General features: G+C 67.9%; 18 protein-coding genes. 17 read left to right on the top strand and 1 reads right to left on the bottom strand.

Annotated elements, in window-relative coordinates; translation table 11 throughout:
- From AMK24_RS03675 to truA, 17 genes are all read left to right on the top strand, one after another.
- Positions 1–186 (top strand): type Z 30S ribosomal protein S14, encoded by a 186-nt coding sequence (locus AMK24_RS03675; protein ID WP_003948630.1) that lies wholly within the window; start codon positions 1–3, stop codon positions 184–186.
- A gap of 224 nt (positions 187–410) precedes the next feature.
- A complete protein-coding gene (rpsH, locus tag AMK24_RS03665) occupies positions 411–809 on the top strand; it encodes a 30S ribosomal protein S8 (protein WP_003966947.1) in 399 nt (132 codons plus the stop codon).
- A 21-nt stretch (positions 810–830) separates the two neighbouring features.
- Complete coding sequence (rplF, locus tag AMK24_RS03660) at positions 831–1,370, top strand: 50S ribosomal protein L6 (RefSeq protein ID WP_073764880.1); 540 nt, start codon at positions 831–833, stop codon at positions 1,368–1,370.
- 2 nt (positions 1,371–1,372) lie between these two features.
- Positions 1,373–1,756, top strand: a complete 384-nt coding sequence (gene rplR, locus AMK24_RS03655) for a 50S ribosomal protein L18 (RefSeq protein WP_018490822.1) — start codon at positions 1,373–1,375, stop codon at positions 1,754–1,756.
- Between the two features lie 47 nt (positions 1,757–1,803).
- Positions 1,804–2,406, top strand: a complete 603-nt coding sequence (gene rpsE / locus AMK24_RS03650) for a 30S ribosomal protein S5 (protein ID WP_006126891.1) — start codon at positions 1,804–1,806, stop codon at positions 2,404–2,406.
- Entirely contained in the window at positions 2,406–2,588 is a 183-nt protein-coding gene (gene rpmD, locus AMK24_RS03645) for a 50S ribosomal protein L30 (protein WP_003966943.1), read from the top strand. The genes rpsE and rpmD overlap by 1 nt, the downstream gene beginning before the upstream one ends.
- Before the next feature lies 1 nt (position 2,589).
- Positions 2,590–3,045 (top strand): 50S ribosomal protein L15, encoded by a 456-nt coding sequence (gene rplO, locus AMK24_RS03640; protein WP_073764878.1) that lies wholly within the window; start codon positions 2,590–2,592, stop codon positions 3,043–3,045.
- 381 nt (positions 3,046–3,426) lie between these two features.
- Entirely contained in the window at positions 3,427–4,740 is a 1,314-nt protein-coding gene (gene secY / locus AMK24_RS03635; protein WP_073764876.1) for a preprotein translocase subunit SecY, read from the top strand.
- The gene (locus tag AMK24_RS03630) at positions 4,740–5,399 is read left to right on the top strand and encodes an adenylate kinase (protein ID WP_073764874.1); all 660 of its coding nucleotides are present in this window, start codon (positions 4,740–4,742) and stop codon (positions 5,397–5,399) included. Before secY ends, AMK24_RS03630 begins: the two co-directional genes overlap by 1 nt.
- Positions 5,400–5,529: 130 nt before the next feature.
- Entirely contained in the window at positions 5,530–6,366 is an 837-nt protein-coding gene (gene map, locus AMK24_RS03625) for a type I methionyl aminopeptidase (protein ID WP_030709160.1), read from the top strand.
- Between the two features lie 217 nt (positions 6,367–6,583).
- Positions 6,584–6,805, top strand: coding sequence for a translation initiation factor IF-1 (gene infA, locus AMK24_RS03620; protein WP_003956442.1), 222 nt, complete (start codon positions 6,584–6,586; stop codon positions 6,803–6,805).
- A gap of 59 nt (positions 6,806–6,864) precedes the next feature.
- On the top strand, positions 6,865–6,978 hold the full coding sequence (gene rpmJ / locus AMK24_RS03615; protein ID WP_003956441.1) for a 50S ribosomal protein L36: 114 nt from the start codon (positions 6,865–6,867) through the stop codon (positions 6,976–6,978).
- Between the two features lie 194 nt (positions 6,979–7,172).
- Entirely contained in the window at positions 7,173–7,553 is a 381-nt protein-coding gene (gene rpsM / locus AMK24_RS03610) for a 30S ribosomal protein S13 (protein WP_007446719.1), read from the top strand.
- 104 nt (positions 7,554–7,657) lie between these two features.
- The gene (gene rpsK / locus AMK24_RS03605) at positions 7,658–8,062 is read left to right on the top strand and encodes a 30S ribosomal protein S11 (protein ID WP_003956432.1); all 405 of its coding nucleotides are present in this window, start codon (positions 7,658–7,660) and stop codon (positions 8,060–8,062) included.
- Positions 8,063–8,199: 137 nt separating this feature from the next.
- The gene (locus AMK24_RS03600) at positions 8,200–9,222 is read left to right on the top strand and encodes a DNA-directed RNA polymerase subunit alpha (protein ID WP_003966937.1); all 1,023 of its coding nucleotides are present in this window, start codon (positions 8,200–8,202) and stop codon (positions 9,220–9,222) included.
- 92 nt (positions 9,223–9,314) lie between these two features.
- Positions 9,315–9,842, top strand: coding sequence for a 50S ribosomal protein L17 (gene rplQ / locus AMK24_RS03595; RefSeq protein ID WP_073764872.1), 528 nt, complete (start codon positions 9,315–9,317; stop codon positions 9,840–9,842).
- Positions 9,843–9,935: 93 nt separating this feature from the next.
- On the top strand, positions 9,936–10,790 hold the full coding sequence (gene truA, locus AMK24_RS03590) for a tRNA pseudouridine(38-40) synthase TruA (RefSeq protein WP_073764870.1): 855 nt from the start codon (positions 9,936–9,938) through the stop codon (positions 10,788–10,790).
- An 82-nt stretch (positions 10,791–10,872) separates the two neighbouring features.
- On the opposite strand, the gene AMK24_RS03585 is transcribed toward truA, so the two are convergent.
- Positions 10,873–11,721 (bottom strand): hypothetical protein, encoded by an 849-nt coding sequence (locus tag AMK24_RS03585; protein WP_073764868.1) that lies wholly within the window; start codon positions 11,719–11,721, stop codon positions 10,873–10,875.
- Positions 11,722–11,787 lie beyond the last annotated feature (66 nt).

Here is an 11,787-nt window from a genome sequence, read left to right as displayed (position 1 = left end):
GTGGCGAAGAAGGCTCTGATCGCTAAGGCCGCCCGTAAGCCGAAGTTCGGCGTCCGCGGGTACACCCGCTGCCAGCGCTGCGGCCGGCCCCACTCCGTCTACCGCAAGTTCGGCCTGTGCCGCGTGTGCCTCCGTGAGATGGCTCACCGTGGCGAGCTGCCGGGCGTGACCAAGAGCTCCTGGTAACTCTCCTTCGCCCCCTGGGCGTTGGAAGTTCCCGGAGACTCTCGGTAAGCATCTGGTCGGCAGGGGCCCCGCCTTTCATGCCGTAGGCTTGAAGGGTTGGGCGCCTGCCGCCCTAGACCGACTTACTACGCCGTAGGTCCCCGCACCGCACCCGTCCCGCCAGTGAGTGGGGAGAGGGATGGCGCATACAGGAAACCCCGGCGAGAGAGGCCGAAGGCCAATTCATGACCATGACTGATCCCATCGCAGACATGCTCACGCGTCTGCGTAACGCGAACTCGGCATACCACGACTCCGTCGTGATGCCGCACAGCAAGATCAAGTCGCACATCGCGGAGATCCTCCAGCAGGAGGGCTTCATCACCGGCTGGAAGGTCGAGGACGCCGAGGTCGGCAAGAACCTCGTCCTGGAGCTGAAGTTCGGTCCGAACCGCGAGCGTTCGATCGCCGGCATCAAGCGCATCTCGAAGCCGGGTCTGCGTGTGTACGCAAAGTCCACCAACCTGCCGAAGGTCCTCGGCGGCCTGGGCGTGGCGATCATCTCCACGTCCCACGGTCTCCTGACCGGCCAGCAGGCAGGCAAGAAGGGCGTAGGTGGGGAAGTCCTCGCCTACGTCTGGTAGTCGGGAAAGGAAGGAAAGCTCATGTCGCGAATCGGCAAGCTCCCCATCCAGGTTCCCGCCGGTGTGGACGTCACCATCGATGGCCGTACGGTCGCGGTGAAGGGCCCCAAGGGTTCCCTCACGCACACCGTCGCCGCGCCGATCGAGGTCTCCAAGGGCGAGGACGGCGTTCTCAACGTCACCCGCCCGAACGACGAGCGTCAGAACAAGGCCCTCCACGGCCTGTCCCGCACGCTGGTGGCGAACATGATCACCGGCGTGACCGCGGGTTACTCCAAGGCGCTCGAGATCAGTGGTGTCGGTTACCGAGTCCAGGCGAAGGGCTCCAACCTGGAGTTCGCCCTGGGCTACAGCCACCCGATCGTCATCGAGGCGCCGGAAGGCATCACCTTCAAGGTCGAGTCGCCCACGAAGCTCAGCGTCGAGGGCATCGACAAGCAGAAGGTCGGCGAAGTGGCCGCCAACATCCGCAAGCTGCGGAAGCCCGACCCGTACAAGGCCAAGGGCGTCAAGTACGCGGGCGAGGTCATCCGCCGCAAGGTCGGAAAGGCTGGTAAGTAGCCATGGCATACGGTGTGAAGATCGCCAAGGGCGACGCGTACAAGCGCGCTGCCCGCAAGCGCCGCCACATCCGCGTCCGCAAGCACCTGTCGGGTTCGCCGGAGCGTCCCCGTCTGGTCGTGACGCGTTCCAACCGCCACATCGTGGCCCAGGTCATCGACGACATCGCGGGCCACACGCTCGCGTCGGCGTCGACCCTGGACACCTCGATCCGTGGTGGCGAGGGTGACAAGAGCGCCCAGGCCAAGCAGGTCGGCGCCCTGGTCGCCGAGCGTGCCAAGGCTGCAGGCGTCGAGGCCGTCGTGTTTGACCGCGGTGGCAACCAGTACGCCGGGCGGATTGCCGCTCTGGCTGACGCCGCCCGTGAAGCCGGGCTGAAGTTCTAAGCCCCGGTTCCTACGCACAGCGGACGTAACAGAGAGAGGTAATTCCCATGGCTGGACCCCAGCGCCGCGGAAGCGGTGCCGGTGGCGGCGAGCGGCGGGACCGGAAGGGCCGCGACGGTGGCGCAGCCGCCGAGAAGACCGCGTACGTCGAGCGCGTCGTCGCGATCAACCGCGTCGCCAAGGTTGTGAAGGGTGGTCGTCGCTTCAGCTTCACCGCGCTCGTCGTGGTGGGCGATGGTGACGGCACCGTCGGTGTCGGATACGGCAAGGCCAAGGAAGTTCCCGCGGCCATCGCCAAGGGTGTCGAAGAGGCCAAGAAGAACTTCTTCAAGGTCCCGCGCATCCAGGGCACCATCCCTCACCCGATCACGGGCGAGAAGGCTGCGGGCGTCGTCCTGCTCAAGCCGGCTTCCCCCGGTACCGGTGTTATCGCCGGTGGCCCGGTGCGCGCCGTGCTCGAGTGCGCCGGCGTTCACGACATCCTGTCGAAGTCGCTTGGCTCGTCCAACGCGATCAACATCGTGCACGCGACCGTGGAGGCCCTCAAGGGCCTGCAGCGTCCCGAGGAGATCGCGGCCCGCCGCGGTCTGCCGCTCGAGGACGTCGCCCCCGCGGCTCTGCTCCGTGCGCGTGCGGGAGCGGGTGCGTAATGGCCCGTCTCAAGATCACGCAGACCAAGTCGTACATCGGCAGCAAGCAGAACCACCGCGACACCCTGCGTTCGCTCGGGCTCAAGCGCCTGAACGACTCGGTTGTCAAGGAGGACCGCCCCGAGTTCCGCGGAATGGTGCACACCGTCCGCCACCTCGTGACGGTTGAGGAGGTTGACTGACATGGCGGAGAACAGCCCGCTGAAGGCCCACAACCTCCGGCCTGCCCCGGGCGCCAAGACCGCCAAGACCCGTGTGGGTCGTGGTGAGGCGTCCAAGGGTAAGACCGCAGGCCGTGGTACCAAGGGTACGAAGGCTCGTTACCAGGTTCCGGAGCGCTTCGAGGGTGGCCAGATGCCCCTCCACATGCGTCTCCCGAAGCTCAAGGGCTTCAAGAACCCGTTCCGCACGGAGTACCAGGTCGTGAACCTGGACAGGCTCGCGACGCTCTACCCCGAGGGTGGAGAGGTCACGGTGGCCGACCTGGTCGCCAAGGGCGCCGTGCGCAACAACCACCTCGTCAAGGTCCTCGGACAGGGCGAGATCTCCGTGGCGCTGCAGGTTTCGGTTGACGCCGTCTCCGGCTCCGCCAAGGAGAAGATCACCGCCGCCGGCGGTACGGTCACCGAGCTCGTCTGAGCCGCGGGACAGGACTGAGCCCGGTCGGCCGCCTCTTCGGAGGTGGCCGGCCGGGTTTTTTCGTGTTCGGGGCGCTGTACGGGAACCGTAAAGGCTCGGGAAAGGTTGAAGGGGTGTCCACCGCGACGGCGGTGGAGGAGCGGAGGGGACATACCCGTCCCAAATCGTGTGGCGCGACCGGTCTTCCACGGCGCGGTCCGGCAGGTGGGCGGTGCACCGGCGTGCGGTGCGTGTTTCCCGCCCAGTGCCGGGCCGGGTAGGGTAGCGCCGTTCATCTTTTGTGGCCTCCTTACGATGTAGGGCTGCCTTGTATCCGAACCCATCCAGACCCATCCAGACCCGTCGCCTCTGACGCATAGCGCGGGGGTCGCAGGAGGCACCGTGTTCACCGCGTTCGCCCGAGCGTTCAAGACGCCCGACCTGCGCAAGAAGCTGCTCTTCACGCTCGGCATCATCGTGCTGTACCGGCTCGGGGCGCACATCCCGGCCCCGGGTGTGGACTACTCGAAGGTGCAGCAGTGCATCGACCCGGCCGAATCGGGTGGCCTGCTCGGTCTGATGCAGATGTTCAGCGGTGGCGCCCTGCTGCAGATCACCATCTTCGCGCTCGGCATCATGCCGTACATCACGGCCAGCATCATTCTCCAGCTGCTGACCGTCGTGATCCCGCGGCTGGAAGCCCTGAAGAAGGAGGGGCAGTCCGGCACGGCGAAGATCACGCAGTACACGCGTTATCTGACGGTCGCACTGGCCGTCCTCCAGGGCACCGGCCTCGTCGCCACCGCCCGCAGCGGTGCGCTCTTCCAGAACTGCTCCGTGGCCAACCAGGTCGTCCCGGACAAGTCGATCTTCACCACGATCATCATGGTCATCACGATGACCGCCGGTACGGCCGCCGTCATGTGGCTCGGTGAGCTGATCACCGACCGCGGCATCGGCAACGGCATGTCGATCCTGATGTTCATCTCGATCGCCGCCACGTTCCCGGGCGCCCTGTGGGCCATCAAGGAGAGCGGCAAGCTGGCCGACGGCTGGATCGAGTTCGGCACGGTCATTCTGGTCGGCTTCGTGATGGTGGGCCTCGTCGTCTTCGTCGAGCAGGCCCAGCGCCGTATCCCGGTGCAGTACGCGAAGCGCATGATCGGGCGCCGCTCCTACGGCGGTACGTCGACGTACATCCCGCTCAAGGTGAACCAGGCGGGCGTGATCCCGGTCATCTTCGCCTCGTCGCTGCTCTACATCCCGGCGCTGATCGTCCAGTTCTCCCAGTCCACCGCCGGCTGGGCGACGTGGATCCAGGACAACTTCGTGACCGGTACGCACCCGTACTACATCGCGACGTACTTCGTGCTGATCGTGTTCTTCGCCTTCTTCTACGTGGCCATTTCGTTCAACCCCGACGAAGTCGCCGACAACATGAAGAAGTATGGTGGCTTCATCCCGGGTATCCGGGCAGGCCGACCTACTGCCGAGTACCTGAGCTACGTGCTCAACAGGATCACTTGGCCGGGCTCGCTGTATCTGGGCCTGATCGCTCTGGTGCCGACGATGGCGTTGGCAGGCTTCGGCGGAGCTAACCAGAACTTCCCGTTCGGCGGGACGAGCATCCTCATCATCGTGGGTGTGGGTCTGGAAACCGTGAAGCAGATCGAGAGTCAGCTCCAGCAGCGCAATTACGAAGGGTTCCTCCGCTGATGCGAATCGTCCTCGTCGGGCCTCCGGGTGCCGGCAAGGGAACGCAGGCTGCGTACCTTGCCAAGAACCTGTCGATTCCGCACATCTCCACGGGTGACCTGTTCCGCGCCAACATGAGCCAGGGCACGGACCTTGGCAAGCAGGCCCGCGCCTACATCGACGCGGGACAGCTGGTGCCGGACGAGGTCACCATCGGGATGGCCAAGGACCGCATGTCCCAGTCGGACGCCGTGAACGGCTTCCTGCTGGACGGCTTCCCGCGGAATGTGGGCCAGGCCGAAGCCCTTGACGCGATGCTCAAGGACGAGGGCGTGAAGCTGGACGCGGTCCTCGATCTGGAGGTCCCCGAGGAAGAGGTCGTGAAGCGGATCGCGGGCCGTCGCGTCTGCCGCAAGGACAGCTCGCACGTCTTCCACCTGTCGTACAGCCCGCCGAAGACCGAGGGCGTCTGCGACGCCTGCGGCGGCGAGCTGTACCAGCGCCACGACGACAGCGAGGAGACGGTCCGCACCCGGCTGGAGGTCTACCACACGCAGACCGAGCCGATCATCGACTACTACCGGGCCCAGGGCCTGGTGGTGACCATCTCCGCGCTGGGCGAGGTCGCGGACGTGACCGCCCGCGCCATGGAGGCGCTGAAGTCCTCGAACGAGGGCTGAGCCTCCCCGCACCACCCCGCTGTGCAAGCCGGCCGCGGCGCCTCTGGGCGCCGCGGCCGACTGCTTGCGCCCGTATCGTTGAACACGCCGAGCCGTACCCGCCACCGTCGATGCAGAGAGGCGCCGAGCAATGGTGCAGATCAAGACCCCCGAGCAGATCGCGAAGATGCGTGAGGCGGGCCTGGTGGTCGCCGCCATTCACGCCGCCACCCGCGAGGCGGCCGTGCCCGGGGCCACCACGCACGACTTGGACCAGGTCGCCCGGAAGGTCATCGCCGACCACGGCGCGAAGTCGAACTTCCTCGGGTACGGCGGGTTCCCCGCGACCATCTGCACCTCGGTCAACGAGGTCGTCGTCCACGGCATCCCGGACGAGAAGACGGTCCTCAAGGACGGCGACATCATCTCCATCGACGCCGGTGCGATCGTCGACGGCTGGCACGGCGACGCCGCGTACACGGCCTTCGTGGGCACCGGTCACGCACCGGAGCTGGTCGAGCTCTCGCGGGTGACCGAGGAGTCGATGTGGGCCGGGATCGCCGCGATGAAGGTGAACAACCGCCTCGTGGACGTCTCCCGGGCGATCGAGACCTACATCCGGCGCCAGCCCCGTCCGGCGACGGGGAAGTACGGGATCATCGAGGACTTCGGCGGCCACGGCATCGGTACCGAGATGCACATGGACCCGCACCTGCTGAACTACGTCTCCCGCAAGCGCGGCAAGGGCATCAAGCTGGTCCCGGGCGTCTGCCTGGCGATCGAGCCGATGGTCTCGCTCGGAACGGCCCGTACGGAGACGCTGGCCGACGACTGGACGGTCATCACGACGGACGGGACCTGGTCCTCGCACTGGGAGCACTCCATCGCGCTGACCGAGCAGGGGCCCCTGGTCCTGACCGCCCCGGACTGCGGGAAGGCGAAGCTGGCGGAGTACGGCATCGAGGCGGCGCCGGACCCGCTGGGCTGACCCCGGCTCCCGCCCGGCCGACCGCCGGACGGCCGGCGCCCCGATACCACCCCTCCGACAGGTCTAAGGATCACCGGCAGTGGGCAAACTTGACGGATTCGTCTTTTGGAGTCCGCTGACGTAGACTGACTCGTCGGCTCTGGTGCATCCGTGTGCCCGCATGTTGCACACGCGATACGCGAGAGCCGATCAAGGTAGCCGATTCGAAAGGCGAAGCGTGGCCAAGAAGCAAGGTGCCATCGAGATTGAGGGCACCGTGATCGAGTCCCTCCCGAACGCAATGTTCAAGGTGGAGCTCCAGAACGGTCACAAGGTCCTGGCGCACATCAGCGGCAAGATGCGGATGCACTACATCCGTATCCTCCCCGATGACCGTGTTGTGGTGGAGCTTTCTCCGTACGACCTCACGCGCGGCCGGATCGTCTACCGCTACAAGTAGATCTTGCCCCCATCCCGTTTCGGCGGATGATGGCACTGACCCGGAGAACCTGACATCCCATGAAGGTCAAGCCGAGCGTCAAGAAGATCTGCGACAAGTGCAAGGTGATCCGCCGCCACGGTCGGGTCATGGTCATCTGCGACAACCTGCGCCACAAGCAGCGCCAGGGCTGACGCACGACCGCCTGCATCTCGCAGTTCTTCGCGCGACGCACGTAATACGTACATACGCAGTACCCGTCCAAGCCACGGCTGACGACACCTCCGGCGGGGGCCGGGGACCCGGGCGTACCACCGCTTCTCGTGAGCGGTCGGCGGTCGGGAGCGGTGCTGCGGAAGACCCCCGATATGACAACTGGAGCCATTGAATGGCACGCGTTTCAGGTGTTGACATCCCGCGCGAAAAGCGCGTGGAGGTTGCCCTCACCTACGTCTTCGGCATCGGGCGCACCCGGTCCAAGGAGATCCTCGCCAGCACCGGCGTGAACCCGGACGCCCGCGTCCGCGACCTTGCCGAGGAAGACCTCGTCAAGATCCGCGAGTACGTGGACGCCAACCTCCGCACCGAGGGCGACCTCCGCCGCGAGGTCCAGGGCGACATCCGCCGCAAGATCGAGATCGGCTGCTACCAGGGCATTCGTCACCGCCGCGGTCTGCCGGTCCACGGTCAGCGCACCAGCACGAACGCGCGTACCCGCAAGGGCCCGCGTCGCGCCATCGCCGGTAAGAAGAAGCCGGGCAAGAAGTAGTCCTCAGCGGACGCACTGCGGACCTCCGGTTCTCCGGGCCCCGCAGCAACCAGCGGTCTTCGCTGTAGGACCGATCACCTCCCCTCTCCATCTGGAGTCAAGACATGCCCCCCAAGGGTCGTCAGGGCGCAGCCAAGAAGGTGCGTCGCAAGGAAAAGAAGAACGTCGCTCACGGCCACGCGCACATCAAGAGCACGTTCAACAACACCATCGTCTCGATCACGGACCCCTCGGGCAACGTGATCTCCTGGGCCTCCGCCGGCCACGTCGGCTTCAAGGGCTCGCGCAAGTCCACCCCCTTCGCCGCGCAGATGGCCGCCGAGTCGGCCGCCCGCCGCGCGCAGGAGCACGGCATGCGCAAGGTCGACGTCTTCGTCAAGGGACCCGGCTCCGGCCGTGAGACCGCGATCCGCTCCCTCCAGGCCACCGGCCTCGAGGTCGGCTCGATCCAGGACGTCACCCCGACGCCGCACAACGGCTGCCGTCCGCCGAAGCGTCGCCGCGTCTGACCCGCGACGGCCGGTGACGGCCGTGCGTCAGTAGCGCCGGGTCCGGGCGGTACACCCCATTCGGGGCGTACCGCCCGTACCCTTGTTACCTCTGTCGGGCATCAAATAGTGGGTGCCCACGATCGAAGGATCACCGCATGCTTATCGCTCAGCGTCCGTCGCTGACCGAAGAGGTCGTCGACGAGTTCCGCTCCCGGTTCGTGATCGAGCCGCTGGAGCCGGGCTTCGGCTACACCCTCGGCAACTCCCTCCGCCGCACCCTCCTCTCCTCGATCCCGGGCGCCGCTGTCACCAGCATCCGGATCGACGGCGTTCTGCACGAGTTCACCACCGTGCCGGGCGTCAAGGAGGACGTCACCGACCTCATCCTCAACATCAAGCAGCTGGTCGTCTCCTCGGAGCACGACGAGCCGGTCGTGATGTACCTGCGCAAGCAGGGCCCGGGTCTGGTCACCGCCGCCGACATCGCGCCCCCGGCCGGTGTCGAGGTGCACAACCCCGACCTCGTTCTCGCCACGCTCAACGGCAAGGGCAAGCTGGAGATGGAGCTGACCGTCGAGCGCGGTCGCGGCTACGTCTCCGCCGTCCAGAACAAGCAGGTCGGCCAGGAGATCGGCCGCATCCCGGTCGACTCCATCTACTCGCCGGTGCTCAAGGTCACGTACAAGGTCGAGGCGACCCGTGTCGAGCAGCGCACCGACTTCGACAAGCTGATCGTCGACGTCGAGACCAAGCAGGCCATGCGCCCCCGTGACGCCATGGCGTCGGCCGGCAAGACCCTGGTCGAGCTGTTCGGTCTGGCGCGCGAGCTCAACATCGACGCCGAGGGCATCGACATGGGCCCGTCCCCGACGGACGCCGCGCTCGCCGCCGATCTGGCGCTGCCGATCGAGGAGCTGGAGCTCACGGTCCGTTCGTACAACTGCCTCAAGCGCGAGGGCATCCACTCCGTGGGTGAGCTCGTGGCCCGCTCCGAGGCGGACCTGCTCGACATCCGCAACTTCGGCGCCAAGTCGATCGACGAGGTCAAGGCGAAGCTGGCCGGTATGGGCCTCGCGCTCAAGGACTCGCCTCCCGGCTTCGACCCGACCGCCGCCGCCGACGCCTTCGGCGCGGACGACGACGCGGACGCCGGTTTCGTGGAGACCGAGCAGTACTGAGCACCACCCGCACGACTTCCGTGAGGCGTCCGCCGCACGGGAACTGACACCGGTACCTGATACGGCCGGTGCAGCACACAAGGAGAATCACCATGCCGCGTCCCGCCAAGGGTGCCCGTCTGGGCGGCAGCGCCGCGCACGAGAAGCTGCTCCTCGCCAACCTGGCGAAGTCGCTGTTCGAGCACGGCCGCATCACGACGACCGAGGCCAAGGCCCGCCGCCTGCGCCCCGTCGCCGAGCGCCTCGTCACCAAGGCGAAGAAGGGCGACATCCACAACCGTCGCCTGGTGCTCCAGACGATCACGGACAAGAGCGTCGTCCACACGCTCTTCACCGAGATCGCTCCCCGGTACGAGAACCGCCCCGGTGGTTACACCCGTATCACCAAGATCGGCAACCGTCGTGGCGACAACGCCCCGATGGCCGTGATCGAGCTGGTCGAGGCGCTGACCGTGGCCCAGCAGGCCACCGGTGAGGCCGAGGCCGCCACGAAGCGCGCGGTCAAGGAAGACGCCCTCAAGAAGGACGAGGCCCCCGCGGCCGAGTCCGCCGAGGACGCCAAGCCGGCCGACGACGCGCCCGCCGCGGAAGCGGCTGACGAAAAGGGCAAGGACGCCTGAGCGTTCTGAGCCGGACCACGGGACGGGCCCGCATCACCCTTCGGGGCGGTGCGGGCCCGTTTCGCTTGATCAGGGTGAGGAGAGGGAGACGCGGTGAGTGACGAGGCGGAGCCCGGTTTCGTACGGGTGCGGCTGGACCTGTCGTACGACGGCAAGGACTTCTCCGGCTGGGCGAAGCAGACCGGCCGGCGCACGGTGCAGGGGGAGATCGAGGACGCGCTGCGGACCGTGACCCGCTCGGCGGTGACGTACGGCCTGACGGTGGCGGGCCGCACGGACGCCGGGGTGCACGCGCGCGGCCAGGTCGCCCATGTGGACCTGCCCGAAGCGCTCTGGGCGGAGCACGAGGAGAAGCTGCTGCGGCGGCTGGCGGGCCGGCTGCCGCAGGACGTACGGATCTGGCGGGCGGCCCCCGCCCCGGCGGGGTTCAACGCCCGCTTCTCCGCGCTGTGGCGGCGCTACGCCTACCGGGTGGGCGACCGGCCGGGCGGGGTCGATCCGCTGACGCGCGGCCATGTCCTGTGGCACGACCGGCCGTTGGACGTGGACGCGATGAACGAGGCGGCGGCGCCGATGGCGGGGGAGCACGACTTCGCCGCGTACTGCAAGAAGCGTGAGGGCGCGACGACCATCCGGACGCTCCAGAAGCTGAGCTGGGCGCGGGACCCGGATTCCGGGGTGCTCACCGCGACCGTGCAGGCGGACGCGTTCTGCCACAACATGGTGCGGGCGTTGATCGGGGCGGCGCTGTTCGTCGGCGACGGGCGGCGGCCGGCCTCCTGGCCCGCCGAGGTGCTGGCGGCGAAGGTGCGCGACCCCGGGGTGCACGTGGTGCGCCCGCACGGGCTGACGCTGGAGGAAGTGGCGTACCCGGCGGACGACTTGCTGGCGGCGCGGGCCGAAGAGGCCCGGAACGTACGGACGCTGCCGGGGGCCGGCTGCTGCTGAGCGGGCCGCCCGCTCACCGGCGGTCCCGGACTCCCGGGTGCCCGCTCGGGAGTCCGGCGGGGGCGTGGAGCCGCCGGGGCCGTCAGCCGGGGTCGGCCGCGGCCTGGGACGCCTGGAGCCGGCCCCGCTGGTGGATCTGACGGAACGTGAAGTTCGTCAGGTCCTTGTTGACGGCGTAGACGTCCTTGTCGGCGGTGGTGACCCGTTTGCCGCTGGTGAAGCCGCCGATGGTGAAGTAGGCGTAGCGGCCGTAGGAGTTGGACGTGCGCAGGCAGACCGTACCGCCGCGGCAGAAGGTGCCGATACCGCCGCCGCTGAGGGAGGCCAGTCCGCCCGAAGCCTGCTCGACGGCCTTCTTGGCGCGGGCCTCCGTGGCGAAGACGGCGACGCCGACCGTCATGGCCACCCCGTCCTTGCGGTAGGTGGCGCGGAGGAGCCGGGTGCAGCCGTTGTCCGTGAGGACGGCGCCGAGGGCGCCCTGGGTGCCGGTCGAGCACGTCGCGGAACTGCTCGTCGCGCCCTTGAGGTGGACGCGGTCGCCCATGGTGAGCCTCTTGCCGGGGAAGAACCCCTCGACGGTGACCGGCGCCTTGTCCTTCTCGGCGCTGGATATGTACTCCTTGGGGTCCGGCGGGGGCGGCGGGGCGACCGAGGAGAAGGACGGCGCGGGCACGGCGGACTCCGCCGGGAGTTCGGCCGGTGAGGGCAGCCGGCTCGCGCCGCTGTCGGCCTTGCCCGCGCCGCCGCCGTTCGACGTGACCACGGCGGCGGTCACGATCGCGCCGACCGCCACCGTGGCCAGCGCGCCGCCGCCGATCATCAGGAGTTTCCTCCGCCGGGCCCGCGCCGCGGACTGCTCCGCCAGCGCCGCCCAGTCCGGAGTCCCGCCGCCCCCGGGCCCCCAGGAGGCCCCCCCATGCCCAAAGCTCATGCGCGCAGTTTAGAGGGGCGCGTAAACCGGTTGGGCCAAGCGTTCGCGGACCGTGACAATGCTCGG

It is taken from the genome of Streptomyces sp. CB02366 (assembly GCF_001905905.1).
In the GTDB taxonomy this organism is placed as follows: Bacteria; Actinomycetota; Actinomycetes; order Streptomycetales; family Streptomycetaceae; genus Streptomyces.
This window is presented reverse-complemented; position numbering and strand designations above follow the sequence as displayed.

Excerpts from the sequence above, each read along its gene's own strand:
- rpsH (WP_003966947.1), top strand. The coding sequence starts at position 411 with ATGACCATGACTGATCCCATCGCAGACATGCTCACGCGTCTGCGTAAC.
- rplF (WP_073764880.1), top strand. The coding sequence starts at position 831 with ATGTCGCGAATCGGCAAGCTCCCCATCCAGGTTCCCGCCGGTGTGGAC.
- rplR (WP_018490822.1), top strand. The coding sequence starts at position 1,373 with ATGGCATACGGTGTGAAGATCGCCAAGGGCGACGCGTACAAGCGCGCT.
- rpsE (WP_006126891.1), top strand. The coding sequence starts at position 1,804 with ATGGCTGGACCCCAGCGCCGCGGAAGCGGTGCCGGTGGCGGCGAGCGG.
- rpmD (WP_003966943.1), top strand. The coding sequence starts at position 2,406 with ATGGCCCGTCTCAAGATCACGCAGACCAAGTCGTACATCGGCAGCAAG.
- rplO (WP_073764878.1), top strand. The coding sequence starts at position 2,590 with ATGGCGGAGAACAGCCCGCTGAAGGCCCACAACCTCCGGCCTGCCCCG.
- AMK24_RS03630 (WP_073764874.1), top strand. The coding sequence starts at position 4,740 with ATGCGAATCGTCCTCGTCGGGCCTCCGGGTGCCGGCAAGGGAACGCAG.
- map (WP_030709160.1), top strand. The coding sequence starts at position 5,530 with ATGGTGCAGATCAAGACCCCCGAGCAGATCGCGAAGATGCGTGAGGCG.
- rpmJ (WP_003956441.1), top strand. The coding sequence starts at position 6,865 with ATGAAGGTCAAGCCGAGCGTCAAGAAGATCTGCGACAAGTGCAAGGTG.
- rpsM (WP_007446719.1), top strand. The coding sequence starts at position 7,173 with ATGGCACGCGTTTCAGGTGTTGACATCCCGCGCGAAAAGCGCGTGGAG.
- rpsK (WP_003956432.1), top strand. The coding sequence starts at position 7,658 with ATGCCCCCCAAGGGTCGTCAGGGCGCAGCCAAGAAGGTGCGTCGCAAG.
- AMK24_RS03600 (WP_003966937.1), top strand. The coding sequence starts at position 8,200 with ATGCTTATCGCTCAGCGTCCGTCGCTGACCGAAGAGGTCGTCGACGAG.
- rplQ (WP_073764872.1), top strand. The coding sequence starts at position 9,315 with ATGCCGCGTCCCGCCAAGGGTGCCCGTCTGGGCGGCAGCGCCGCGCAC.
- AMK24_RS03585 (WP_073764868.1), bottom strand. The coding sequence starts at position 11,721 with ATGAGCTTTGGGCATGGGGGGGCCTCCTGGGGGCCCGGGGGCGGCGGG.